The sequence below is a fragment of the Rhodococcus sp. K11/5 genome (genome assembly GCF_055193735.1).
Genome location: NZ_CM143721.1, coordinates 2,999,524 through 3,024,573, shown reverse-complemented (window position 1 = coordinate 3,024,573; position 25,050 = coordinate 2,999,524). Strand labels below are relative to the sequence as shown.

The window sequence follows — 25,050 nt, the reverse complement described above, 5'->3', positions numbered from 1 at the left end:
CGGCTGATTCCCGATCACTGCAGATCCGCGTCGTCCGCGCGGACGGCCCACTGTGCGAAGCGCTCGTCGTTCTCGCGCTGCTTCACGAAGTTGCGGACCACGCGCTCGATGTAATCGCCCAACTCGTCGCTGGTGACCTTGTGCTGGCGCAGCTTGCGGCCGAAGGCACTGTCGAAGCCCAGGCTGCCACCGAGGTGCACCTGGAAACCCTCGACCTGGCCGCCCTCGCCGTCGTCCACCAGCTGGCCCTTGAACCCGATGTCGGCGATCTGCGAGCGAGCGCACGAGTTGGGGCAACCGTTGATGTTGATGGTGATGGGGACGTCCAACTGCGAGTTCAGATCCTCGAGCCGCTGCTCGAGCTCGGGCACCAGCGCCTGGGAGCGCTTGCGGGTCTCGGCGAACGAGAGCTTGCAGAACTCGATGCCGCTGCACGCCATGAGGTTCTTGCGCCACGCGGACGGCCGTGCGGGCAGACCCAGGGCGTCCATCTCGGCGATGAAACTCTCGAGCTGCTCGTCCGAGATGTCGAGGACGATGAGCTTCTGGTACGGCGTGAACCGGATCCGGTCCGATCCCGCACGCTCGGCGGCGTCGGCCACCTTCTGCAGGATGGTGCCGGACACGCGGCCCGCGATGGGAGCGAGGCCGACGGCGTTGAGGCCGTTCTTCAGCTTCTGCACGCCGACGTGATCGATGGGCTTCGTCGGCTTCTCGGGAGCCGGACCGTCGAGCATCGGCCGCTTCAGGTACTCGGTCTCGAGGACCTCGCGGAACTTCTCGATGCCCCAGTCCTTGATCAGGAACTTCAGGCGAGCCTTGTTCCGCAGCCGGCGGTAGCCGTAGTCGCGGAAGATCGACACGACGCCCTCCCACACGTCGGGGACCTCGTCGAGCGGTATCCACACGCCGACGCGCTGCGCGAGCATGGGGTTGGTGGACAGTCCGCCGCCGACCCAGAGGTCGAGGCCGGGTCCGTGCTCGGGGTGGTTCACGCCGATGAAGGCGACGTCGTTGACTTCGTGCACCACGTCCTGCAGACCGGAGATCGCGGTCTTGAACTTGCGCGGCAGGTTCGAGTACTCGGGCTTGCCGATGTAGCGGCTGACGATCTCGTCGATCGCCGGCGTGGGGTCGAGCACCTCGTCCAGCGATTCGCCGGCCAGCGGGGAGCCGAGCACCACTCGCGGGCAGTCGCCGCACGCCTCGGTGGTCTTCAGGCCGACGGCCTCGATGCGCCGCCAGATCTCGGGAACGTTCTCCACCTCGATCCAGTGGTACTGCACGTTCTCCCGGTCCGAGAGGTCGGCGGTGTCGCGACCGAACTCCGTGGAGATCTCGCCGAGCGTGCGCAACTGCAACGCGCTGAGTGCACCGGCGTCGCAGCGGATCCGCATCATGAAGTAGCGCGCCTCGAGCAGATCGAGGTTCTCGTCACCGGTGAAGGTGCCGTCGTACCCCTGCTCACGCTGGGTGTAGAGACCCCACCAGCGCATCCGGCCACGCAGATCGCTCTTGTCGATGCTGTCGAAACCCTGCTTCGAGTAGATGTTCTCGATGCGTGCCCGCACGTTGAGCGGGTTGTCGTCCTTCTTGTTCTGCTCGTTCGGGTTCAGCGGCTCGCGATAGCCGAGGGCCCACTGACCCTCGGAGCGGCGCTTGGTCGGACGGGGCGAGCGAGCGCGCGGGGTAGCGGTGTCGGCGGTGGAGGTGTCGGCGGTATCGGTCATGTACGTGGCGCTCCAGTGTTCGGGCGCCGACCGGAACCGGTGTCTCGCCAGGGCTGGGCGCACACACGCAATCCCCGGCCGGCCGGGATGGTGCGGGCTGGCGGGAAGATCAGACGTCGGGGCAGAGACAGCTGCTGACGCGTGCGAGATCGATGTGGCGACGTGCCACGAGCATGACCTCCACGACGTTCATGCGGCTCATTCTGCCACGGGTCGCGGGTGGCCCCGACATGTGGCCGCAGGTGGTCGGTCGAGGACAATGGATGCGGTGACACCCACTTCGCTCGTTCGGTCCGCCCCGGGTGACCTCCCGCTGGGGGCCTTCGCCGCCCCACGGGCCCCGTTCGGCCTCTACCTCCACGTCCCCTTCTGCGCCACGCGCTGCGGCTACTGCGATTTCAACACCTACACCGCGGGGGAGCTCGGTACCTCGGCGTCGCCGCAGTCCTGGCTCGACGGGGTTCGCCGCGAACTCGACCTCGCGGCCGCGCTGTTCGAGCGGGAATCCGGCGGTGTCCCGACGGTCGAGACCGTGTTCGTGGGCGGTGGCACCCCGTCCCTCCTGGGTTCCGACGGCCTGGCGTCGTTGCTGGATGCGGCGCGCGCGTCGTTCTCGTTGGCTCCCGGTGCGGAGATCACCACGGAATCGAACCCCGAGTCGACCTCCCCGGCGTTCTTCGAGGGAATCCGCGAGGCCGGCTACACCCGGGTCTCGCTCGGCATGCAGTCGGCGGCGCCGCACGTGCTGGCGGTGCTCGACCGAACCCACACCCCGGGTCGCGCCGTCGCGGCCGCTCGCGAGGCCACCGCGGCGGGGTTCGCGAACGTCAGCCTCGATCTGATCTACGGCACGCCCGGTGAACGGGACGAGGACCTCGACGCGTCGCTGGCGGCGGTGCTCGAGGCCGAGGTGGACCACGTGTCCGCCTACGCGCTGATCGTCGAGGACGGCACGGCCCTGGCCCGACGCGTGCGCCGCGGCGACATCCCCGCCCCCGACGACGACGTTCTCGCCTCCCGGTACGAGCGCATCGACGCGGCGCTCACGCGCGCCGGGTTCGATTGGTACGAGGTGTCCAACTGGTCGCGCGGTGAGGATTCGGTGTGTCGGCACAACGTCGGGTACTGGGACGGCGGTGACTGGTGGGGCATCGGGCCCGGCGCCCACTCCCACGTGAACGGCACGCGATTCTGGAACGTCAAGCATCCGGCGCGCTACGCGGACACGCTCGCCGGCGGGGAGTTGCCCGTGGCGGACAGCGAGGTGCTCACGGCGGCGGAGCGGCACATGGAACGGGTGATGCTCACCGCGCGGCTCTCGACCGGGCTGGCCGCGGCGGACCTGGACGCCGACGAGCGCGCGCGGGCCGAGGAGCAGGTGCGGGCCGGGCTGTTGCACCCGGTCTCATCGGATGCGGCTTCGTCGGAAACGGCTTCGTCGGAGCGCTGGGTGTTGACCGATCGGGGCCGACTACTGGCGGACGGTGTGGTGCGCGACATTCTCGACTGAGTGTGCGGGACGTCGGTGCGCGCCGCTCAGGCGTTGATCGCGTCGTAGTCGAACACCCGCGCGTGCAGGACCACCCGATTCCGCAACGCCGCGCGCACCGCCCGGTGCAGACCGTCTTCGAGGTACACCACCCCGTGGTAGTGCACGGCGTGGGGAAACAGGTCGCCGTAGAAGGTGCTGTCCTCGGACAGGAGCCGGTCGAGCTCGAGCACCTTGGTGGTGGTGACGATCTCGTCGAGACGCAGTTGACGAGGCGGGATCTTGGACCAATCGCGCAGGGAGAGGCCGTGCTCGGGGTACGGCTTGCCGTCACGAACACCCTTGAAGATCACCGGGCCCACCCTAAAGGACGGCGGTGGGGCAGAGGGTTCGGTTCCCGCTGACTAGAATCGCGCTAACGCAGACGAGCGCAGGAGGTGAACATGTCGAGTACCGACGAGCGACGGTTCGAGGTCCTGCGAGCTCTGGTGGCCGATTACGTGGCCACGCAGGAGCCGATCGGGTCGAAGGCCCTCGTGGACCGCCACAACCTGGGTGTCTCCAGCGCGACGGTGCGCAACGACATGGCCGTGCTCGAGGCCGAGGGGTACATCACCCAGCCGCACACCAGCTCGGGCCGCATCCCCACCGACAAGGGGTACCGGCAGTTCGTGGACCGGATCGCCGACGTCAAGCCCCTGTCCGCCGCGGAACGCCGCGCGATCCTGCAGTTCCTGGACTCCGGCGTGGACCTCGACGACGTGCTGCGACGCGGGGTGCGGCTGCTCGCGCAGCTCACCCGGCAGGTGGCCGTGGTGCAGTACCCCACGCTGTCGGCGTCGTCGGTGCGCCACCTCGAAGTGGTGGCACTCACGCCCGCGAGGCTGCTGCTGGTGCTCATCACCGACTCCGGACGCGTCGATCAACGCATCGTGGAACTCGGGGACGTCATCGACGACGAGAACCTGGCCCGGTTGCGGTCGATGCTCGGCGGCGCACTGGAGCACAAGCGGTTGGCTCAGGCGTCCGTCGCGGTCGCCGAACTGGCCGACAACGCCCCCGACGATCTCCGCGACGCGGTGGTGCGTTCGGCCACGGTGTTGATCGAGACGCTGGTCGAGCACCCCGAGGAGCGTCTGGTCCTCGGCGGCACGGCCAACCTGACGCGCAACGCGGCGGACTTCGCGGCCCTCAGCGGCTTCCCCGGATCGCTGCGCTCGGTCCTCGAAGCCCTCGAGGAACAGGTGGTGGTGCTCAAGTTGATCGCCGCGACCCACGACACCGGTCAGGTCACCGTGCAGATCGGCGAGGAGACCAAGTTCGAGGAGATGCGTGGGGCCTCGGTGGTGTCCACCGGCTATGGTTCCGCGGGCAACATCCTCGGCGGAATGGGTGTGCTGGGGCCCACCCGCATGGACTACCCGGGAACAATCGCGTCCGTCGCCGCCGTTGCTCGATACATCGGCGAGGTGTTGGCGGAACGCTGACGCGCGCCCGGAGCAGCCAGGCGCACCGAATTCACCGAGACACCGAATTCACCGCAGACCGAAATTCCCGTAGACACCGACTAGGAACAAGAGACTCACGTGGCACGCGACTATTACGGAACTCTGGGCGTCGGAAACAAGGCGTCGGACCAGGAGATCAAGCGCGCTTATCGCAAGCTCGCTCGGGAGTACCACCCCGACGTCAACCCGGACGAGTCGGCACAGGCGCGCTTCAAGGACATCAGCTCGGCCTACGAGGTGCTGTCCGACCCCGAGAAGCGCCGCATCGTCGACCTCGGCGGGGACCCGCTCGAGAACGGAGCGGGCGCGGCGGGAGCCGGATTCGGCGGAGCCGGTTTCGGTGGTGGCCTCGGTGACGTCTTCGAGGCGTTCTTCGGCGGCAGCGGTGGCGGCGGATCCCGCGGCCCGCGTGGGCGTGTGCAGCCCGGTTCCGACTCGTTGCTGCGCACCACCCTCACCCTGGAGGAGTGCGCGACGGGCGTGACCAAGCACATCGCCGTCGAGACGGCCGTTCTGTGCGATCTGTGCACCGGTTCCGGGACCAACGGCAAGTCCGAGCCCGTGCGGTGCGAGACGTGCAACGGTGCGGGCGAGGTGCAGTCGGTGCAGCGCTCGTTCCTCGGCCAGGTCATGACGGCGCGTCCGTGCCCCACGTGCCGCGGCGCGGGCGAGACCATCCCCGATCCCTGCCGCAAGTGCGGTGGCGACGGCCGGGTGCGCGCTCGCCGCGAACTGGCGGTGAAGGTGCCCGCCGGTGTCGGCAGCGGCATGCGTATCCGCCTCGCCTCGCAGGGTGAGGTCGGCCCCGGCGGCGGCCCCGCCGGTGACGTCTACGCCGAGGTCGTGGAGAAATCGCACGACATCTTCGTCCGCGACGGTGACGATCTGCATTTCACCGTTCGAGTCCCGATGGCCGACGCCGCCCTGGGCACGTCGGTGAAGGTGGATGCGATCATCGACGGTCCCACCGAGATCTCCATCGAGCCGGGCACGCAGCCGGGATCGGTTCAGGTGCTGCGCGGGCACGGCATGCCGAAGCTCCGCAGCGGTGTGCGCGGCGATCTGCACGCGCACCTCGAGGTCGTGGTTCCCGCCCGTCTGGACGGGTCCGAGACCAAGCTGCTGCAGCAGCTGCGCAAGCACCGCGAGCGCGACGTCGCCGAGGTGGTCACCACCGCCTCGTCGAACACGGGCGGACTGTTCTCCCGGCTGCGCGACGCGTTCAGCCGCTAGCCGCACGTGGCCGCCACCGTCTACTTCACCGACGCCCTCCCCGGCGTCGGCGACGTCGGCGTGCTCGACGGCCCGGAGGGACGGCACGCGGCCACCGTGCGCCGCACCACCGTGGGTGAGCGGTTGGTCCTCGCCGACGGTGCGGGATCGACGGCACGGGTCGAGGTCACCGCGTCGGGCAAGGATCGGTTGGACTACGTGGTGCTCGGTCGATCCGTGGTCCCCGCCCCGCACCCCGCCGTGACCCTGATCCAGGCGCTGCCGAAGTCCGAGCGCTCGGAGCTCACCGTCGAGAACGCCACCGAGGCCGGTGTCGATGCGATCGTGCCCTGGCAGTCCGTTCGGTGTGTGGCGCGCTGGGACGGGCCGCGCGCGGCGAAGGGTGTCGCCAAGTGGCGCAACGCGGCGCAGGCGGCGGCCAAGCAGTCCCGACGCGCGTACGTGCCCACCGTGGCGGACGTCGCGGACACCCGCACCGTGGTCGCGGAGACCGTCGCCACGGTGCGTCGCGGTGGTCTGGTGGTCGCGCTGCACGAGTCCGCACAGGTGCCGTTCGCGTCGTTGCCGTTCGCCACCGCGGAGTCCGTGACACTGATCGTCGGACCCGAGGGCGGCCTCGACGACCGCGAGGTCGAGGCGCTCGTGGCGGCCGGCGCGGTGACCGCAGTACTGGGTCCGACGGTGCTCCGCACGTCGACGGCGGCGGCGGTGGCCCTCGGGGCGCTCGGTGTGCTGACCGACCGCTGGAAAGACCTGCCCCCGAGTGCGAACGAACTCGCTAAACTCGAAGAACGTCCCGAGACCCGTTCTTCGGACACCGAATCTTCGGACACCGAATCTTCGGACACAGAATCGTCGGACACAGAGAGCAGGCCATAGCCACCACGTGAGTGACAAGATTTCGCGCGTCGGCGCACCCCGGCCCGTACTTCGCGAACGCACCTCGAGTGCCACCGTCGAACTCGAGCCGTCGATCATGCCGGCGATGCTCGGCTCCTCCGACGAGAACCTCCGAGCACTCGAAGAACTCCTGACCGCCGACATCCACGTCCGTGGCAACGTGGTCACCCTCTCCGGCGCGCCCGCCGACGTGGCGTTGGCCGAGCGCATCGTCGGCGAACTGGCCGGCGTGATCCGCAGCGGCGGCCCGCTGGCACCCGATTCGGTGCGCCGCACCGTGGGCATGTTGACGCTCGGTGTCAACGAGTCCCCCGCCGAGGTCCTGAGCCTGGACATCCTGTCCCGACGCGGCAAGACGATCCGGCCGAAGACGCTGAACCAGAAGCGGTACGTCGATTCGATCGACGAGAACACCATCGTGTTCGGTGTGGGACCGGCCGGTACCGGCAAGACGTACCTGGCGATGGCGAAGGCCGTGCAGGCTCTGCACGCCAAGCAGGTCAAGCGGATCATCCTGACCCGGCCGGCCGTGGAGGCGGGGGAGCGGTTGGGCTTCCTGCCGGGAACGTTGCACGACAAGATCGATCCGTACCTGCGGCCGCTGCACGACGCGCTGCACGACATGATGGACGTCGAAGCGATTCCCAAGCTCATGGCGTCCGGCGTGATCGAGGTGGCGCCGCTCGCGTACATGCGTGGCCGCACGCTCAACGACGCGTTCATCATCCTCGACGAAGCGCAGAACACCACCGCCGAGCAGATGAAGATGTTCCTCACCCGGCTCGGGTTCAACTCGAAGATCGTCGTCACCGGTGACATCACCCAGGTCGATCTTCCCGGCGGTTCGAAATCGGGTCTGCGCGCGGCGCGAGACATCCTGGTCGACATCGACGACATCCACTTCGCCGAGCTCGACAGCAGCGACGTCGTCCGCCATCGGTTGGTCTCGAGCATCGTCGACGCGTACGACCGGTACGACGCGAGCGAGGACAAGACCGTGAACCGGGCATCTCGCCGAGGCGGGTCCGGGCCGCGAGTCGCGCAGCGCTGAGTTCGACCGACGGCGGGGACCGTCGGGTACAGCCACTATCGTGGAGACCCATGAGCATCGAGGTGTCCAACGAGTCCGGGATGGACGTCGGCGAAGAAGATCTGATCGCGGTCGCGCGGTTCGCCATCGAGCAGATGGACGTGCACCCCGCGGCCGAGCTGTCGATGGTGCTCGTGGATTCGTCCACGATGGCGGACCTCCACCTGCGCTGGATGGATCTGCCCGGTCCGACCGACGTCATGTCGTTCCCGATGGACGAGCTCGAGCCGGGCGGTCGACCGGATTCGCCGGAGCCGGGTCCGTCCATGCTCGGCGACATCGTGCTGTGCCCCTCGTTCGCGGCGGACCAGGCCGCGGCCGCCGGGCACCCACTGAGCCGGGAACTGGCCCTGCTGACCGTGCACGGCGTGCTCCACCTCCTGGGGTACGACCACGCCGAGCCGGACGAGGAGAAGGAGATGTTCGGCCTGCAGAACAGCCTCCTCGAAGGGTGGTACGAGAGCCTGCGTCAGCGCGAGCGGGACGAGGCCGCGGCAGCTCGGGACGCCCGCCTGCTCGGCAGCACCGGGTTCATGCGTCGTTCCGGTGAGGAGCGCAGCGATGACCGAGGGTGAATTCCGTTCCGGCTTCGTGTGTTTCGTCGGCCGACCGAACACCGGGAAGTCGACGCTGACCAACGCCCTCGTCGGGTCCAAGATCGCGATCACCTCGTCTCGCCCGCAGACCACGCGGCACACCATTCGCGGTATCGTCCACCGCGATCACGCCCAGTTGATCCTGGTGGACACCCCCGGATTGCATCGCCCGCGCACCTTGCTGGGGCAGCGGTTGAACGACCTGGTGCGCGACACCTACTCCGAGGTCGACGCCATCGGACTGTGCATCCCGGCCGACGAGAAGATCGGGCCGGGTGACCGCTGGATCCTCGAGCAGGTGCGGCACAACGCGGGGAAGACCGCGCTGGTGGGCATCGTCACCAAGATCGACAAGGTCTCGAAACAGCGTGTGGTGGAACAGCTTCTGGCGCTGTCGAAGCTACTCGGACCCGATGCCGAGGTGGTTCCCGTCTCGGCCGCGTCGGGAGAGCAGATCGAGATCCTGGTGAACGTCTTCGCCGACGCGTTGCCGCCGGGACCGGCGTTCTACCCGGACGGTGAACTCACCGACGAGCCGAAGGAGACGCTCATGGCGGAGCTCATCCGGGAGGCCGCGCTCGAAGGGGTGCACGACGAACTCCCTCACTCGCTGGCCGTCGTCATCGAGGAGGTGACCCCGCGCGAGGGCCACGATTCGATGCTCGACGTGCAGGCGATCCTCTACGTCGAGCGGCAGTCGCAGAAGGCCATCGTGATCGGCAAGGGCGGCGCGCGGCTTCGCGATGTGGGAACCGCGGCGCGGCATCAGATCGAGACGCTACTCGGCACCCGCATCTACCTCGATCTGCACGTCAAGGTGGCGAAGGACTGGCAACGCGATCCGAAGCAGATGGGCAAGCTGGGGTTCTAGGGCCGGCACGTCGACGAGAGAAGGCCGGGTGACTCCGTCGAGTCACCCGGCCTCTTCTGTACGACGATCGTTCGGTCGCCGGCGGTTACGACAGGTGGCGGGGCTGCGTCTGCGTCTTGTGGGAGTCGTCGGAGCCCACCGCGTCCTGACCGCCGTGCGAGACGCCCGGTGTCCCGGTCTTCGCCGGGCTGAGCGAGACGATGACGGCCTTGGACGTGGGGCAGTTGCTGTCCGTGGCCGTCGAATCGAGCGGCACCAGCGGGTTGGTCTCCGGGTAGTACGCGGCGGCCGATCCCTTGGGCGTCTTGTACTCGACGATGCGGAAGTTCTCCGCCACGCGGACCACGTCGTCGCCGTCCCACTTGGTGGTGATGTCCACGAAATCGCCGTCGGCGAAACCGAGTTCGGAGATATCCGCACGGTTGACGAAGATCACCCGACGGCCACCCTCGATGCCGCGGTACCGGTCGCTGAGGCCGTAGATCGTGGTGTTGAACTGATCGTGGCTTCGGAACGTCTGCAGGAGGAGATGGTTCGGGGGAACCTGCAGCGCGTCGATGGGGGAGACGGCGAACTCGCCGAGGCCCGACGGCGTCGTGAAGGTGCGCGAGTCGCGGGGCGGGTGCGGAAGGATGAAGCCTCCGGGACGGCGCACGTTGACCTCGTATCCCTCGCAGCCCGGAACGACGCGAGAGATGTGCTCACGGATGTTCCGGTAGTTGTCGCGGAAGGACTTCCACTGGAGGTCGTACCGATCACCGATGGTCGCTTCGGCGATGCGCGTGATGATGTCGACCTCGGACTTGACGTACTCGCTGGGCGGATCGAGGGGACCGCGCGAGGAGTGCACCGAGCAGGTGGAGTCCTCGACGGAGATCCACTGCGGGCCACTGGCCTGGATGTCCTTCTCGGTGCGGCCCTTGGTCGGCAGGATCAGCGCGACGTCACCGGTGATCAGGTGCGAACGGTTGATCTTGGTCGAGATCTGCACCGTCATCTTGGTGTTCTGCAGAGCCCGTGCCGTGACGTTGGTGTCCGGCGTCGCCTGGACGAAGTTGCCGCCGAGACCGAGGAAGAAGTGCACCTTGCCGTCGCGCATCGCGCGAATGGAATCGACGGTGTCGAAGCCGTGATCGCGGGGCGGGTCGAATCCGAACTCCTCCTCGATCGAGTCGAGGAAGTGCTTGGGCGCGCGTTCCCAGATGCCCATGGTGCGGTCACCCTGGACGTTCGAGTGTCCGCGCACGGGGAACAGACCGGCGTTCGGCTTGCCGATGTTGCCCTGAGCGAAGGCGAGATTGGTGATCTCCTTGACGGTGTTCACCGCGTTGTGGTGCTGCGTGATGCCCATGGCCCAGCAGAACACCGTGCCCTTCGACTCGCGCAGCATCTGGGCGGCCTCGGTGATCTGCGCGCGGGTCAGACCGGTGACGGTCTCCACCTCGTCCCAGTTCACCTGCGACACATGCTGCTTCCACAGATCGAAGTTGTTCGTGTACTCGGCGATGAACTCGTGATCCAGCGCGTCCCACTCGACGAGGAGCTTGCCCATCGCCTGGAACAGGGCGAGATCGCCGTTGATGCGCACGGGAAGGTGCAGATCCTCGAGATCGGTTCCGGGTCCGACCATTCCGCGCGCCGTCTGCGGGTTCTTGAAGTTGATGGACCCGGCTTCGCGCAGTGGGTTGATCGCGATGATCTTCGCGCCGTTCTGCTTCGCCTTCTCGAGGGCCGACAGCATGCGCGGGTGGTTGGTGCCCGGGTTCTGCCCGGCGAGAATGATCAGGTCGGCGCCGTAGACGTCGTCCAGGGTGACGCTGGCCTTGCCGATGCCGATGGATTCCTGCAGTGCGAACGACGTGGACTCGTGGCACATGTTGGAACAGTCGGGCAGGTTGTTCGTTCCGTACGCCCGGACGAAGAGCTGGTAGACGAACGCGGCCTCGTTGGAGGCGCGGCCCGAGGTGTAGAACGTGGCTTCGTCGGGGCTGTCCAGGGCGTTCAACTGCTCACCGATGAGGCGGAACGCCTCGTCCCAGTCGATGGCCTCGTAGTGGGTTCCACCGGCTCGCTTGACCATCGGGTGCGTGATGCGCCCCTGCTGACCCAGCCAGTACTCGCTGCGCGAATCGAGTTCGGCGATGCTGTGCTTGGCGAAGAACTCCGGGGTCGCGCGACGCTTCGTGGCTTCTTCGGCGACGGCCTTCGCGCCGTTCTCGCAGAACTCGGCGGCGTGGCGATGACCGGGATCCGGATCGGGCCAGGCGCAGCTCATGCAGTCGAAGCCCTCGGCCTGGTTCAGCTTCAGCAGGGTCTTGGCCGTCCGCACAGGACCCATGCGCTCGAGTCCACGCTTCATCGAGACGGCGACCGCGGTCTTGCCGGCCGCATGCGTTTTCGGCTTCTCGATCGACAGGTCGCCTTCGTCGTAGTCCTGGCCCTGCGCGTCGTGCATCGTGGTCATCGAGAAGCTCCTTCGGTTCCGCCGGTAGTGCGTTACTCCAGTGTGCCCCACGCGCTGTTGTCCGAATCGCGCACCGGGGGTCGGTGTGACGGGTGACCTCCGGGCTCCGAGGCCCGTTACCGTGGCGTCATGAGCAGAACGCGCACCGTCAGCGACAGCATCGTCGTCGCGGCCGAGCCCGCCGTGGTGTACGACCTCGTCAGCGACCCCACCCTGATGGGTCGATGGAGCCCCGAGAATCGCGGCGCCGTGGTGGCGCACCCGCGCCCGGGAGGTACGTACGAGGGCATGACCTTCGTCGGCCGCAACGTTCGCGGCGGGGCGACGTGGACCACGCGGTGCGTCGTCACGGCCGCCGACCGCGGCGAGCGCTTCGCCTTCCGGGTGGTGGCCATCGGCGTCGGGTCTCCGCGGATCACGGCGAGGAACGCGTCGTGGGAGTACCGCTTCGCGGCCGTGCCGGGCGGCACCGAGGTGACCGAGACCTGGACCGACGACCGGCCGTGGCCGGATTTCCTGGCCGCCGCGTTCGACACGGTGGTCACCCGCGGCCACCGCTTCGCCGACTTCCAACGGAAGAACATCGCCCGCACTCTGGCGTCGTTGCAGAAGGAGCTCGGCGCTCCGGCCTGACGGAGCGCGTGCGTGAGAGACTGGAGGTCGGGCTCCGAGCATCGGCCGGGTCGACGTGGGAGGTGGACGTGCGTTCGTATCGTGATCGAGCCGTCGTCCTGCGCCAGCACAAGCTCGGCGAAGCCGACCGCATCGTCACGCTGCTGACCCAGCATCACGGGATCAAGCGAGCCGTGGCCAAAGGCGTCCGCCGGACCACCTCGAAGTTCGGCGCGCGGCTGGAGCCGTTCGCGCACATCGACGTGCAGCTCTACCCGGGTCGCAACCTCCACATCGTGACGCAGGTGCTCACGGCCGATGCGTTCGCCTCCGACATCGTCTCCGACTACGGCCGCTACACCACCGCGTGCGCCATCCTCGAAACCGCCGAGCGTCTCGCCGGCGAGGAGCACGCCCCCGCGCCTCGGTTGTACTTCCTCACCGTGGGCGCACTGCGGGCGCTGGCGTCGGGAGAGCGGCGATCGGAGTTCGTGCTCGACGCCTACCTGCTGCGAGCGATGAACTACGCCGGGTGGGCGCCGTCTCTCGTCGAGTGCGCCAAGTGCGCGACGCCCGGACCGCACCGCGCCTTTCACGTGGGCGCCGGTGGAGCCGTGTGCACGCACTGTCGGCCCGCCGGATCCTCGACCCCGGCCATGGGTGTGCTCGATCTGATGGCGGCCCTGCAGACCGGGGACTGGGCGGGAACCGACCTCGCCACCGAATCGATGCGGCGTCAGGCGAGTTCGCTGGTCGCGGCGCATCTGCAGTGGCACCTCGAACGCACGCTGCGCACCCTTCCCCTCGTCGAGCGAACGGGTGACGGTGTCGGACCGGTGTCCGTCGGGCAGGATGACGAGCGTGATCAGACGACGCGAGCAGCCCACCCCGCCTGAGGCGCGTACGGTTCGCGCCCCGGATCCGCACCCGTCCGGCGCGCGCGCCCCGATCCTGCAACCCGAGCTGATCCCACGGCACGTCGCACTCGTCATGGACGGCAACGGCCGGTGGGCCCAGGACCGCGGACTGGCTCGCACGGCGGGGCACGAACGCGGCGAGGCGGTGCTCATGGACACCGTGAGCGGATGTATCGACATCGGTGTGAAGTGGCTGTCGGCGTACGCGTTCTCGACGGAGAACTGGCGACGCAGTCCCGACGAGGTCAGGTTCCTCATGGGCTTCAATCGCGACGTGATCCGCCGCCGTCGGGACGAGATGCACGAGATGGGCGTCCGGGTGCGATGGGCCGGGCGACGACCTCGGCTGTGGCGCAGCGTCATCACCGAGCTCGAGAAGGCGGAAGAGCTCACGAAGGACAACACCGTGATGACGCTGACCATGTGCGTGAACTACGGCGGTCGCGCCGAGATCGTCGACGCCGCACGGGAGATCGCCCGTCGCGCGGCTGCGGGTCAGCTCGATCCCGAGAAGATCAGCGAGGCGTCGTTCGCGAAGTACCTCGACGAACCGGACATGCCGGATGTCGACCTGTTTCTGCGTCCGTCGGGTGAGCAGCGCACCTCGAACTTCCTCATCTGGCAGTCGGCGTACGCCGAGATGGTGTTCCAGGAGAAGCTGTTTCCCGATTTCGATCGTCGGGACCTGTGGGCCGCCTGCGTGGAGTACGCATCTCGAGACCGTCGATTCGGCGGAGTCAAGTGACCGGCAGTCCTACGAACAGGGCACCGAAGTGAGAGTGGGAACGTCATGAGTGAACAGGACATCGTCGCCGCACTGCAGGACCGGGCCCGGTTGGCTCTGGGGCAGTTCGCGGACGTGAGCGTCGGCGACGACGGTTCGTTGAGCTTCTCGTACGCGGGTGCGCTCTGTTCGTTGCGCGCCGTGGCCCTGGCGCCCGGTCTGGAGGTGCTCTCGCTGACCTCGGTTCTGGCCTGGGACCGCCCGGTGTCGGCGGCGCTGCGCACCAAAGTGGCCGAGCGCAATGCCGATTCGCAGTTCGGGTCCATCGCGCTGACACCGCACGAGAAGCTCGGTGACGTGGTCATGCGCTACACGTTCCCGGCCTCCGGTCTCGACGACGAGCCCCTCATGACGATGCTGGTGCTGGTGCTGTCCGGCGTCGAGAAGGCTCGGGTGGGTCTGGTTCCGTGACCCCGGGTTCGCTCAGTTCGGCTGCTGCGCCGCGCACACGCTGCACACGCCGAAGATCTCGGCCGTGTGGGCGATGTCGGTGAACCCGTGTTCCGCAGCGACGTTTCGGGTCCACTTCTCCACGGCGGCACCCTCGACCTCGACGGTGAAGCCGCAGTCCCGGCACACCAGGTGATGGTGATGACCGTCCGAGCAGCGGCGGTAGACGGACTCGCCGTTGTCGGTCCGCAGCACGTCCACGGTCCCGGCGTCGGCAAGTGCCTGCAACGTGCGGTACACGGTGGTCAGACCGATGCCGTCACCACGCTTGCGTAACTCGTCGTGCAGATCCTGGGCGGATTTGAACTCGTCGACGGTGTCGAGGAGTTCGGAGATGGCGCTGCGCTGCTTCGTCGACCGCACGCCGATTCCCTTCGCAGCGCTCACGAGGACGACACCTCCGCAATGCTGTCCTCGCGGGCATGGGCGACGGCATCGATCACGATGTGGGCGAGGTGGTCGTCGACCAGGCTGTAGAGCACCTCGCGGCCGGCGCGTTCGCCACGCACCACCCCCGCTGCCTTGAGCACGCGAAGGTGCTGACTGATGAGCGGCTGGGTGACCTCCAGGGCGCCGACGAGTTCGTGGACACAGCGCGCGGACTCGAGCAGCTGCAGCACGATGGCGATCCGGACCGGCGCGGCGAGAGCCCGCAACAGTTCGCCGGCGTCGTTGAGCACCGCACGGGGTGGGAGGTCCACGGCATTCGCGGGGACCACGGCGGCGTCGGTGTCGTGCGCGGCAGCGGTGTCGTGCGCGGCAGCGGCGTCCCGGGAAGCGGTGTCGTGGGTGTCGACGCCCGTGGTGGGCGTGCGGTCGACGGTCATCGGCCTTCTCCTGACGGCGGGGCGACATACGCTCGCCTCGACGAACGTACGCTCTTATTGGAAACAGTAACCATTTTGATATGCATCGTCACGCATGTCAACTCGCCGGTGGGCGAACGAGGTCTCGAAGACCGATAGTCTCTACACGCGTCCGAACGACCGATGACCGAACGACCGAGATGGAGAGCCGTTCCCGTGGCACCGAAGTCCAAGATCGACACCGTCGCCAACCTCGCCAAGCGACGGGGGCTCGTGTACCCGTGCGGCGAGATCTACGGCGGCACCAAATCGGCCTGGGACTACGGCCCGCTCGGTGTCGAGCTCAAGGAGAACATCAAGAAGCAGTGGTGGCGCAACATGGTCACCGGCCGCGAGGACACCGTCGGGCTCGACTCGTCCGTGATTCTGCCGCGCCAGGTGTGGGAAGCGTCGGGCCACGTCGAGACCTTCTCCGATCCGCTCGTCGAGTCGCTGCACACGCACAAGCGCTACCGCGCGGACCATCTCCTCGAGGCCTACGAGGAGAAGCACGGCCATCCCCCCGAGAACGGTCTCGCCGACATCCGCGATCCCGAGACCGGCGAGCCCGGCTCCTGGACCGAGCCGCGCGCGTTCTCCGGTCTGCTCAAGACGTTCCTCGGACCGGTGGACAACGAGGAGGGGCTGCACTACCTGCGCCCCGAGACGGCCCAGGGCATCTTCGTCAACTTCGCCAACGTGCTGACCACCTCGCGCAAGAAGCCGCCGTTCGGCATCGGCCAGATCGGCAAGAGCTTCCGCAACGAGATCACGCCGGGCAACTTCATCTTCCGGACCCGCGAGTTCGAGCAGATGGAGATGGAGTTCTTCGTCAAGCCCGGCGAAGACGAAGAGTGGCACCAGTACTGGATCGACTACCGCATGAAGTGGTACACCGATCTCGGCGTGAACCCGGAGAACCTGCGGCTCTACGAGCACGCGCAGGAGAAGCTGTCGCACTACTCCAAGCGCACCGTGGACATCGAGTACCGCTTCGAGTTCCAGGGCAGTGCGTGGGGTGAGCTCGAGGGCGTCGCCAACCGCACCGACTTCGACCTGTCGACGCACTCGAAGCACTCGGGCACCGACTTGAGCTTCTACGACCAGGCGAACGACGAGCGCTACACCCCCTACGTCATCGAACCCGCGGCCGGACTGACCCGATCGTTCATGGCGTTCCTCGTCGATGCGTACCACGAGGACGAGGCCCCGAACTCCAAGGGCGGCGTCGACAAGCGCACCGTTCTGCGCCTCGACCGGCGCCTGTCGCCGGTCAAGGCCGCGGTCCTGCCGCTCAGCCGCAACGCCGATCTCACGCCGAAGGCGAAGGACCTGGCCGCGAAGTTGCGTCAGCACTGGAACGTGGAGTTCGACGACGCCGGCGCGATCGGTCGGCGATACCGTCGTCAGGACGAGATCGGCACCCCGTTCTGCATCACGGTCGACTTCGACACCCTCGACGATCACGCGGTCACCATTCGCGAACGCGACAGCATGGCACAGGAGCGTATCGCGCTCGATCAGGTCGAGGGCTACCTCGCCGCGCGCCTGATCGGTTCCTGACCAGGTCCCGCACCCGAAGAATCCGGTGAGGAAATGTTCGCTCAGCGAGCAGATCCTCACCGGATTCTCGTGCGAAAGGGACTAGAAACGCCCGCCCGACGACCGGCCGATCCGCCCCGAGCTCCCCGAACCGCCGAACGAGCGCGGGCCGCCGCCGAAGCCACCGAACCCGCCGCCGCCGCGGTTGCCGCCGTAGCGTCGACCTCCACCGAGGCCGCCGCCGAAACCACCGCCTCCGCTGCGCAGAACGCTGTCGATCAGGACGCCCGCGAGGATGCCGCCCGCCGCGGATCCGCCGCCGAAGCCGCCCGGTTGCTGCGGCCGTTGCCGCTCCTCCCAGTCGCTGACGTCCGCCTGGGCCTGGTGGGCGGATCGCGCAGCCAGGGCGGTGGCCGCCGCGGCGTGCTGGAGGGCTCTCGGTGCGTCGGTCGGAGCCAGCTTCTGGGCGGCGTCCAGGTGGCGCTCGGCCTCGGCCAGCCGCGTGCGTGCTTCAGCCTTGACCGCGCCACGGCGGGTGTCGATGAAGTCGGACGCGGCCCTGACCTGCGACGCGGCCTGCAGTAGATCCCGATCGAGGCGCGCACGGGCGTGATCGTCCTGCTCCTTGGTGCTCGTCGCGGCGGCGAGCGCCGCGTCGAGCAGCGCGTCCGCGGCGACGAGCCCGTTCATCGATCCCAGCGGATCCGTCTCCCCGTTCGCCTCCGCGTAGGTGAGGGCTTCGGCCGTGGCGGTGCGCGCGGTGGCCAACTCGTCGCCGCCGTGCTGGGCGAGACGGTCGGCGGCGGCGACGTCGGACCGGGCGTCCTCGAGCGCCGCCGGCAGCTGGGAGACGGCCGCCCCGATGTCGCTCTCCGCGTGGTCGATGCCGTCGAGCAGGGATCGTGCGTCGGCCAGGGCGCTCTCGGCGGTCCGCACCGCCGCCACGACCGGGCCCTGGCGTCCGACCGGCGCGGCCGCCGCGTCCCGGCCGAGGTCGATGTTCTCGTCGGCGAGTTCCAGCTGTTCGCGAGCCAGATCGACGTTGCGTTCGATCGGTTCGAGGACCGACGACGGGAACCGACTCTGCAGACCGGCCAGCGTCGTCGCGGACTTCTCGATACGAGCGGTGAGTTCGACCTGGTTGCGGGTCAATGCGTCGAGGCGAGCCTCGGAGTTGATGAGCAGGTCTCGGATCGCATCGAACTCCTCGACCTTCTCGTCGAGTCGCGCGTCGGCGTCGGTGCACAGCCGCAGGATCTCGGTCAACATGCGGCGGCGGTCGTCCGGGCTCTCGGGAACCGCGTCGTCCAGCTGGTGGCGCAACGAGAAAGCTTGCGCCAGAGCCGCTTTCGACTCGGTGAGGGCGTCGACGAAGGGGCGCGCGCCGGCATCGCCCAGTTCGTCCCGGGCCGCCGACAGCTCCTCGGCGCTCGAACGCACGGCCTCGTCGGTCTCCACCAGGGTCGAGCGGGCCTTGTCGTCCAGGATGTCGAGCGGGATGCGGGCGATCGCGGCTTCATCCGTTCCGTCCACCTGCTCGGCGACGCGTACCGCGTCCTCACGTCGGCGCCGCGTGCGCACTCGGGTGTAGACGACCGCGCCGCCGATGACCGCGGCGATCACCAGGACGGCGACCCACAAGCCGCCGGAGTCCGACGAGGACGTCGCCGACGCCTGCTCCAGCCCGTTGGCCGCGGACACGGCGGCGGCTCCCCAGTTCCCCTCGTTCAGCAAGGGTTCGATGCTGTCCTGCTCGAGCGCGCGGATCTCGGCGTCGGAAATGGTGTCCAGCGCCTGGGGGACGTCGAGTCGGTAGGCCCGGTCCTCGGTGGCGACCGCCATGAGCACGTCCGTGTTCCCGAACTCGCTGAGCTGCGCGGTCTGCACGCCCCACGTTTCCGACGGAACACCGGCGAAGTCGGAGACGAACACCACCCACAGGCGGATGTCCTGGTTCTCGAACAGCGCGTCGATCGCGGTCTCGAGGTCCTGGCGTTCGTCGGCGTCGAGCACGTCGATGGTGTCGGAGATCTGCGTCGGGACCCGGAAGGGGGGTTCCGCACCGGCCGAACCGGATCCGAGGACGAGTCCGAGGGCCGCCACGAGAAATGTGACGAGGGATGCGGCGAGAAGGCGGAACACGCGAGACATGAGGGGAACTTACCGCCGCGCGAGATGATCGGCGTTCTCCTGGCAGACTCGAGGGGTGAGCACCGGATACGACTACTACTACGACGACCGAACGGCCCCGTCGACCCGACGCGGGTTCGTCGGTACCGTCGCCCGGTGGTTCCGTCGCCTCCTGGCGGGGGTTCTGATCGTCGGGATCGTCCTGGTCGCCGGCACCGCGGTGCGGGTGTGGCAGGTGGCGCGGATCGACGACACCACGCCGTCGAACGCGATCGTCGTTCTCGGCGCGGCCCAGTACGACGGCGTTCCGTCCTCGGTGTTCGAGGCGCGGTTGGAGCAAGCCCGCGCGCTGTACGTCGCGGGTGTCGCACCGCTGATCGTGACGGTGGGGGGCAAGCAGGTCGGGGACAACTTCACGGAGGCGGCGTCGGGCAGGAACTACCTGACCGCGCAGGGCGTTCCGGCGGACGCGATCGTGGCCGTGGAGGAGGGGTCGGACACTCTGCGCAGCGTCGAGGCAGTGTCCACCGAACTGTCGAACCGCGGGCTCGAGCAGGTCACCCTGGTCAGCGATCCGTGGCATTCCCTGAGGACTCGAACGATGGCGCGGGACGCCGGACTGGACGCGTGGACGTCACCGACCCGCCAGGGCCCCGCGGTGTACACCCGCGAGTCGCAGATCCACGGCATCGCTCGTGAGACCGCGGCCCTGCTCTGGTACCAGCTGACCCACTACTCCGCCGACTTCCAGTACACGGCGGCCCAGTGACGGTGCCGGATCCGGTCGCCTACACCGCGATCGACGTCGAGCGCTCGGTGACCGAGGCCAAGAAGACCGCCGCCCTTCCCGACGCGATCGAGACGCAGGCGCATCGGTTTCGCGGTGCGTTCTCACGGGATCGGGCGCGGGTCCTGCACTCGGCAGCGTTGCGACGGCTCGCCGACAAGACCCAGGTGACCGGCCCGCGTGAAGGCGACACCCCGCGTACCCGGTTGACGCATTCACTGGAGGTCGCGCAGATCGGTCGCGGCATCGCCGACGGTGTCGGGTGCGATCCGGATCTGGTGGAGCTCGCTGGTCTGGCCCACGACATCGGACACCCGCCCTACGGCCACAACGGCGAGCGCGCGCTCGACGAGGTGGCGGCGTCGTGTGGGGGCTTCGAGGGCAACGCCCAGAACCTCCGGATTCTCACCCGGCTCGAGCCCAAGATTCTCCGTCCCGACGGTTCCAGCGCGGGGCTCAATCTCACGCGCGCGGCGTTGGACGCCTCCATCAAGTACCCGTGGGTGCGGCCGAGGCCGGGTGCCAAGTTCGGAGCGTACGAAGACGACGCGGCCATGCTCGCGTGGGTCCGTGAGGGGGCGCCGGAGTCGCGGCAGTGCCTCGAGGCGCAGACGATGGACTGGGCCGACGACGTGGCCTACTCCGTGCACGACGTCGAGGACGGCGTGATCGCCGGGCGCATCGACCTGCGCTCACTCGCCGACTTCGACGAGCAGTCCGCTCTGGCCGACATGTCGGTCAGCGAGTTCCGGGGCCTCGACCGCGACCACATGCGTGAGGCGGCGCAGCGGCTCTCCGAGATGGACGTGGTGCGCGACGCGTCGGGATACGACGGCGGACTGGCCAGTTCCGTCGCGCTCAAGCGGATGACGAGCGAGCTGGTCGGGCGGTTCACCACCGCGGCGATCTCGAGCACCCGCCGTAGCGCCGACGGACAGCCGGTGCGCCGGTTCGACGCGGAGCTGACCGTGCCGCCCCTCGTACGGGCCGAGGTGGTGCTGCTCAAGACGATGGCGCTGCGGTACGTGATGTCGGACTCCGGGCACCGGCATCGCCAGGATCTGCAGCGCGACCGCATTCACCGCGTCGCCGCGTGGTTGCTGCATTCGGCGCCGACCAGCCTGGATCCGCTCTTCGTCCCGGCGTGGGACACCGCCTCCGACGACGCGGGGCGAACGCGCGTGGTGGTGGATCAGATTGCGTCGTACACGGAATCGCGACTCGAGCGCGTCGACAAGGCGAGCCTGGGGGCACAGGCCAGCTGGGGATGAGCGGTGACCGGTGTCGGCCCCGGCCACTAGACTGAGCACCGTGGCCGGCCGAATCCCTGAACGAGACATCGCCGCCATTCGCGAACGCACCCGCATCGAGGACATCGTGGGGGAGTACGTCGCGTTGAAGGCACCGCGCGGCGATTCGATGATGGGCCTGTGCCCGTTCCACGACGAGAAGAGCCCGTCGTTCCACGTGCGTCCCAACCACGGCACGTTCCACTGCTTCGGCTGCGGTGAGGGTGGGGACGTCTACACGTTCCTGCAGAAGCTCGAGCACCTCAGCTTCGTCGAATCCGTGGAGCAGCTGGCCGATCGGCTGAACTACTCGATCTCGTACGAGGGCGGCGGCACCTCGGTGCAGCGCGACCGCGGCACCCGCTCGCGTCTGGTCGCCGCGAACGCGGCCGCCCAGGAGTTCTACGCCGAGCGGCTCGGGTCCGAGGAGGCGCAACCGGCGCGGGACTATCTCACCGAGCGCAACTTCGATGCTGCCGCCGCGCGGGAGTTCGGATGCGGCTTCGCGCCGAGCGGGTGGGACACGCTGACCAAGCACCTCATGCGCAAGGGCTTCGAGTTCAAGGAACTCGAGGCCGCGGGACTCTCGCGCGAGGGCAAGCGCGGTCCGATGGACCGATTCCACCGTCGCCTGCTGTGGCCGATCCGCAATCTCTCGGGTGACGTGATCGGTTTCGGCGCGCGCAAGATCTTCGACGACGACACGATGCCCGGTAAGTACGTCAACACGCCGGAAACGCTGCTGTACAAGAAGTCTCAGGTGCTCTTCGGGCTCGACCTGGCCAAGAAGGACATCGCGAAGGGGCATCAGGCCGTCGTCGTCGAGGGATACACCGACGTCATGGCCATGCATCAGGCCGGAGTGAAGACCGCGGTCGCGTCGTGCGGCACCGCCTTCGGTGACGAGCACCTGACCCTGCTGCGTCGGCTGTTGATGGACGACAAATTCTGGCGCGGCGAGATCATCTACACCTTCGACGGCGATGCGGCCGGGCAGGCCGCGGCGATGAAGGCCTTCTCCGGCGACCAGCGTCTCGCCGGCCAGACGTTCATCGCCGTCGCCCCCGACGGGATGGATCCGTGCGACCTGCGTCAGCACAAGGGCGATGCGGCGGTACGGGACATGGTCGCGCGCCGTACCCCGCTGTTCGAGTTCGCGATCAAGGGCGCGCTGGCGGACTGCGACCTGGACACCGCGGAGGGTCAGGTCGAGGCCCTGCGGCGGGCGGTTCCCATGGTGGCGCAGATGAAGGACCGGGCGCTGCGCGACAACTACGCGGCTCGGCTCAGCGGCTGGGTCGGCTGGATCGACGAGCGCATGGTGGTGAACCGGGTCCGCGAGGAGGCGGCGAAGAACTCGAAGGGCCGGGCGGCGCCGGCACCCCTGCGTCGACCGGTGCGCAGCACCGAGACCGAGGAGGTGGCGCCCACCGGACCCGCGCACCCCAAGCGCGACGACCCGACGCTGTGGCCGCAGCGCGAGGCGCTCAAGGCCGTCATGCAGCATCCCGCCGTGGCCGGACCGGTGTTCGATTCCTTGCCGCCGGAGACGTTCGGGCATCCGGCGTACGCATTGGTGTCGGAAGCGGTACGCGAAGCCGGTGGTACCGCGGCGGGCATGGGTGGCAGCCAATGGCTCGACGCCGTCGGTACCAAGGCGGACGCCAAGGGTCTGCGGTCCCTGGTGACGGAGTTGGCCGTCGAGCCCATGCCCATCTCCGACGAGGCCACACCGCGATACATCTCAGGCGTGCTCGCGCGGCTCCAGGAGGTGTGGGTGGGCCGTCAGGTGGCGGAGCTCAAGTCCAAGTTGCAGCGCATGTCGCCCATCGACAAGCCGGACGAATACAACGCTCTGTTCGGCGACCTGATCGCGCTGGAGCAGTACCGGCGCAGCCTGCTCGAGCAGGCGGTGGGGAGCACGGCCGATCCGGAGTTTCCGGCGGTCTAGCGAGCTACCGCAGCTTGTCGTGCGGGATGTAGAGCTGGGTGTCGTCGACCTGCTTCATCGGCTCGAGCTTGGGTTCGGTGCTGAGCGAATCCGACAGCTTCTGTCGGCTGACGTCGATCACCTTCTTCGTGGCCGGGCTCGACGCGACCGCCTTGGTGGCGCGGCTGATCTGCTCGTACCGGGCACGACCAGCTCTGGTGCCGAGGACGTAGCCCGCGGCAATTCCGACCAACATTCGCATCATGAAACTGACATACCCTCTCCACCGGTGATGCCACCATCTTGCCTGACCGACGTGCGACATGGCGATTTGGTACTGCGCCGGTGCCATGCGCTAGAGTCGTGTCTCGGTCCGGTTGCCGCATGTGCGGCGAGTGTGACCGAAGAGCATTCCCCCATAGCTCAATTGGCAGAGCATTCGACTGTTAATCGAAGGGTTTCTGGTTCAAGTCCAGATGGGGGAGCAGTTCCTCTCGAAAGCCCCGGCCACCGGTCGGGGCTTTCGTCGTGTCGGGGCTCGTCGTGTCTGCGCCCGGTGGTGCTGGTGTCCAGGTTCTGAACGAACTGCGGCGGTTCGTTGTGACGCCGGTCTCACTCTGCGACAGTCGGTGGTGACACGGTCCGTACGCGTCGGACCGGCCGGCAGCGAGAGGACACCGTCATGAGCAGACTTCGGTTCGGTACATTCCTGGCCCCGTTCCACCCGGCGGGGGAGAACCCGACGTTGGCGTTGCAGAGGGATCTCCGTCTCGTCGAGCACCTGGACGATCTCGGCTTCGACGAGGCCTGGATCGGTGAGCACCACTCCGCCGGCAGCGAGATCATCGCCTCGCCCGAGATCTTCATGGCGGCCGCGGCCGAGCGGACGAAACGCATCAAGCTCGGCACGGGCGTGACGTCGATCAGCTATCACAACCCGCTCTGGGTCGCCGATCGCATGGTTCTCCTCGATCACCTCACCCGCGGTCGGACGATGCTGGGCGTCGGGCCGGGGTCGCTGCCCACCGATTCGTCGATGATCGGGCTGAATCCGACCGAGACCAGAGAACTGCTCTCGGTCAATCTCGACATCATCATGCGTCTGCTCGACGGAGAGACGGTGACCGAGAAGACCAAGACCCACAACCTGATCGACGCGCGGCTACAGCTTCGGCCGTACACCGAGCCGCGGTTCGACGTCGCGGTGGCCGCGGTGGCGTCGCCGACCGGCCCGAAGTTGGCCGGCCAGTACGGAACCGGGCTGTTGTCCATCGGCGCGACTCTCACGCAGGACGGGTTCGACGCCCTCGCTCACCACTGGTCCGTCGTGGAGGAGCGTGCAGCGCACTTCGGTCGGCCCACCCCGGATCGCGAGGGTTGGCGACTCGTCGGATTGATGCACGTCGCCGAGACGCGGGAGCAGGCGTACCGCGATGTGGAGCACGGCATCGAGCAGTGGTTCCGCTACTTTCAGAAGGTTGCGGCATTCCCGCAGATGGCGGTCGAGGGCGGCGACGTGAAGGAGATGGTGCAGTTCATCAACGAGGCCGGAATCGGCGCCATCGGTACGCCCGACGACGCGCGGGCGCAGGTGCAGCGGCTGGCCGAGCAGTCGGGCGGCTTCGGCGCGATGCTGTTGCTCAGCCACGAGTGGGCGAACCCGGAGGCGACCCGACGCTCCTACGAACTCATCGCGCAGCACGTGATGCCGCACTTCCAGGGATCGGGATCGACGCATGCGGAATCGACCCTCGCCGCCAAGGCCCGCGCGACCGAGGTGCGGACCGGCCACGCCGACCAGCAGATGGCGGCCGTGGCGCACATGACCGAGAAGTACGAGTCGGAGAAGGCCGCGAGCGTGCGTTAGAGCATTCGTTCGCTGC

At 68.1% G+C, this 25,050-nt stretch carries 24 protein-coding genes and 1 tRNA gene; 17 read left to right on the top strand and 8 right to left on the bottom strand.

Going from position 1 to position 25,050, the window contains the following annotated elements; translation table 11 throughout:
• Positions 1–14: 14 nt before the first annotated feature.
• Together ACY466_RS14255 and ACY466_RS14250 are read right to left on the bottom strand one after the other, a co-directional pair.
• Positions 15–1,730, bottom strand: a complete 1,716-nt coding sequence (locus ACY466_RS14255) for a nitrite/sulfite reductase (protein ID WP_463246004.1) — start codon at positions 1,728–1,730, stop codon at positions 15–17.
• A gap of 109 nt (positions 1,731–1,839) precedes the next feature.
• Positions 1,840–1,923 (bottom strand): putative leader peptide, encoded by an 84-nt coding sequence (locus ACY466_RS14250; protein WP_463252299.1) that lies wholly within the window; start codon positions 1,921–1,923, stop codon positions 1,840–1,842.
• Positions 1,924–1,989: 66 nt separating this feature from the next.
• On the opposite strand from ACY466_RS14250, the gene hemW reads away from it, so the two are divergent.
• The gene (gene hemW, locus ACY466_RS14245; protein ID WP_463246003.1) at positions 1,990–3,240 is read left to right on the top strand and encodes a radical SAM family heme chaperone HemW; all 1,251 of its coding nucleotides are present in this window, start codon (positions 1,990–1,992) and stop codon (positions 3,238–3,240) included.
• A 26-nt stretch (positions 3,241–3,266) separates the two neighbouring features.
• Here the strand turns inward: hemW and ACY466_RS14240 are convergent, their stop codons facing one another.
• Positions 3,267–3,572 (bottom strand): type II toxin-antitoxin system VapB family antitoxin, encoded by a 306-nt coding sequence (locus ACY466_RS14240; RefSeq protein WP_463246002.1) that lies wholly within the window; start codon positions 3,570–3,572, stop codon positions 3,267–3,269.
• Positions 3,573–3,662: 90 nt separating this feature from the next.
• Between ACY466_RS14240 and hrcA the strand changes: the two genes are divergently transcribed.
• The 6 genes from hrcA to era all read left to right on the top strand — a co-directional run bounded on the left by hrcA (position 3,663) and on the right by era (position 9,417).
• A complete protein-coding gene (gene hrcA / locus ACY466_RS14235; protein WP_463246001.1) occupies positions 3,663–4,706 on the top strand; it encodes a heat-inducible transcriptional repressor HrcA in 1,044 nt (347 codons plus the stop codon).
• 99 nt (positions 4,707–4,805) lie between these two features.
• The gene (dnaJ, locus tag ACY466_RS14230; RefSeq protein WP_463246000.1) at positions 4,806–5,960 is read left to right on the top strand and encodes a molecular chaperone DnaJ; all 1,155 of its coding nucleotides are present in this window, start codon (positions 4,806–4,808) and stop codon (positions 5,958–5,960) included.
• A gap of 6 nt (positions 5,961–5,966) precedes the next feature.
• Positions 5,967–6,839: a 16S rRNA (uracil(1498)-N(3))-methyltransferase gene (locus ACY466_RS14225; RefSeq protein ID WP_463245999.1), complete on the top strand. Its 873-nt coding sequence runs from the start codon at positions 5,967–5,969 to the stop codon at positions 6,837–6,839.
• A gap of 7 nt (positions 6,840–6,846) precedes the next feature.
• On the top strand, positions 6,847–7,911 hold the full coding sequence (locus ACY466_RS14220) for a PhoH family protein (protein ID WP_463245998.1): 1,065 nt from the start codon (positions 6,847–6,849) through the stop codon (positions 7,909–7,911).
• Positions 7,912–7,961: 50 nt separating this feature from the next.
• Positions 7,962–8,525, top strand: coding sequence for an rRNA maturation RNase YbeY (ybeY, locus tag ACY466_RS14215; protein WP_463245997.1), 564 nt, complete (start codon positions 7,962–7,964; stop codon positions 8,523–8,525).
• Positions 8,512–9,417, top strand: coding sequence for a GTPase Era (gene era / locus ACY466_RS14210; RefSeq protein ID WP_463245996.1), 906 nt, complete (start codon positions 8,512–8,514; stop codon positions 9,415–9,417). The genes ybeY and era overlap by 14 nt, the downstream gene beginning before the upstream one ends.
• Before the next feature lie 85 nt (positions 9,418–9,502).
• On the opposite strand, the gene ACY466_RS14205 is transcribed toward era, so the two are convergent.
• Positions 9,503–11,872 carry an FdhF/YdeP family oxidoreductase gene (locus tag ACY466_RS14205; RefSeq protein WP_463252298.1) on the bottom strand — a complete coding sequence of 790 codons (2,370 nt, stop codon included), beginning with the start codon at positions 11,870–11,872 and terminating at the stop codon, positions 9,503–9,505.
• A gap of 138 nt (positions 11,873–12,010) precedes the next feature.
• On the opposite strand from ACY466_RS14205, the gene ACY466_RS14200 reads away from it, so the two are divergent.
• From ACY466_RS14200 to ACY466_RS14185, 4 genes are all read left to right on the top strand, one after another.
• On the top strand, positions 12,011–12,514 hold the full coding sequence (locus tag ACY466_RS14200; protein WP_463245995.1) for an SRPBCC family protein: 504 nt from the start codon (positions 12,011–12,013) through the stop codon (positions 12,512–12,514).
• 68 nt (positions 12,515–12,582) lie between these two features.
• A complete protein-coding gene (recO, locus tag ACY466_RS14195) occupies positions 12,583–13,389 on the top strand; it encodes a DNA repair protein RecO (RefSeq protein WP_463245994.1) in 807 nt (268 codons plus the stop codon).
• Complete coding sequence (locus ACY466_RS14190; RefSeq protein WP_463245993.1) at positions 13,346–14,155, top strand: isoprenyl transferase; 810 nt, start codon at positions 13,346–13,348, stop codon at positions 14,153–14,155. Before recO ends, ACY466_RS14190 begins: the two co-directional genes overlap by 44 nt.
• A 45-nt stretch (positions 14,156–14,200) precedes the next feature.
• Positions 14,201–14,605 carry a hypothetical protein gene (locus tag ACY466_RS14185; RefSeq protein ID WP_463245992.1) on the top strand — a complete coding sequence of 135 codons (405 nt, stop codon included), beginning with the start codon at positions 14,201–14,203 and terminating at the stop codon, positions 14,603–14,605.
• 12 nt (positions 14,606–14,617) lie between these two features.
• On the opposite strand, the gene ACY466_RS14180 is transcribed toward ACY466_RS14185, so the two are convergent.
• Both ACY466_RS14180 and ACY466_RS14175 read right to left on the bottom strand, forming a co-directional pair.
• Complete coding sequence (locus ACY466_RS14180) at positions 14,618–15,031, bottom strand: Fur family transcriptional regulator (protein WP_463245991.1); 414 nt, start codon at positions 15,029–15,031, stop codon at positions 14,618–14,620.
• Positions 15,028–15,471, bottom strand: coding sequence for an ArsR/SmtB family transcription factor (locus ACY466_RS14175; RefSeq protein WP_463245990.1), 444 nt, complete (start codon positions 15,469–15,471; stop codon positions 15,028–15,030). Before ACY466_RS14175 ends, ACY466_RS14180 begins: the two co-directional genes overlap by 4 nt.
• A 195-nt stretch (positions 15,472–15,666) precedes the next feature.
• On the opposite strand from ACY466_RS14175, the gene ACY466_RS14170 reads away from it, so the two are divergent.
• Positions 15,667–17,052: a glycine--tRNA ligase gene (locus ACY466_RS14170; protein WP_463245989.1), complete on the top strand. Its 1,386-nt coding sequence runs from the start codon at positions 15,667–15,669 to the stop codon at positions 17,050–17,052.
• 81 nt (positions 17,053–17,133) lie between these two features.
• Here ACY466_RS14170 and ACY466_RS14165 read toward each other — a convergent pair whose 3' ends face one another.
• Positions 17,134–19,182, bottom strand: a complete 2,049-nt coding sequence (locus ACY466_RS14165; RefSeq protein WP_463245988.1) for a TPM domain-containing protein — start codon at positions 19,180–19,182, stop codon at positions 17,134–17,136.
• A 55-nt stretch (positions 19,183–19,237) separates the two neighbouring features.
• On the opposite strand from ACY466_RS14165, the gene ACY466_RS14160 reads away from it, so the two are divergent.
• The 3 genes from ACY466_RS14160 to dnaG are packed head-to-tail and all read left to right on the top strand — an operon-like array spanning position 19,238 to position 23,188.
• A complete protein-coding gene (locus ACY466_RS14160; protein WP_463245987.1) occupies positions 19,238–19,930 on the top strand; it encodes a YdcF family protein in 693 nt (230 codons plus the stop codon).
• Positions 19,927–21,219 (top strand): deoxyguanosinetriphosphate triphosphohydrolase, encoded by a 1,293-nt coding sequence (locus tag ACY466_RS14155; RefSeq protein ID WP_463245986.1) that lies wholly within the window; start codon positions 19,927–19,929, stop codon positions 21,217–21,219. The genes ACY466_RS14160 and ACY466_RS14155 overlap by 4 nt, the downstream gene beginning before the upstream one ends.
• Before the next feature lie 40 nt (positions 21,220–21,259).
• On the top strand, positions 21,260–23,188 hold the full coding sequence (gene dnaG / locus ACY466_RS14150) for a DNA primase (RefSeq protein WP_463245985.1): 1,929 nt from the start codon (positions 21,260–21,262) through the stop codon (positions 23,186–23,188).
• A 4-nt stretch (positions 23,189–23,192) separates the two neighbouring features.
• Here dnaG and ACY466_RS14145 read toward each other — a convergent pair whose 3' ends face one another.
• A complete protein-coding gene (locus ACY466_RS14145) occupies positions 23,193–23,432 on the bottom strand; it encodes a hypothetical protein (protein WP_463245984.1) in 240 nt (79 codons plus the stop codon).
• A gap of 147 nt (positions 23,433–23,579) precedes the next feature.
• On the opposite strand from ACY466_RS14145, the gene ACY466_RS14140 reads away from it, so the two are divergent.
• Together ACY466_RS14140 and ACY466_RS14135 are read left to right on the top strand one after the other, a co-directional pair.
• A tRNA-Asn gene (locus tag ACY466_RS14140) sits at positions 23,580–23,652 on the top strand.
• A gap of 197 nt (positions 23,653–23,849) precedes the next feature.
• The gene (locus ACY466_RS14135; RefSeq protein WP_463245983.1) at positions 23,850–25,034 is read left to right on the top strand and encodes an LLM class flavin-dependent oxidoreductase; all 1,185 of its coding nucleotides are present in this window, start codon (positions 23,850–23,852) and stop codon (positions 25,032–25,034) included.
• Positions 25,035–25,050: the final 16 nt, after the last annotated feature.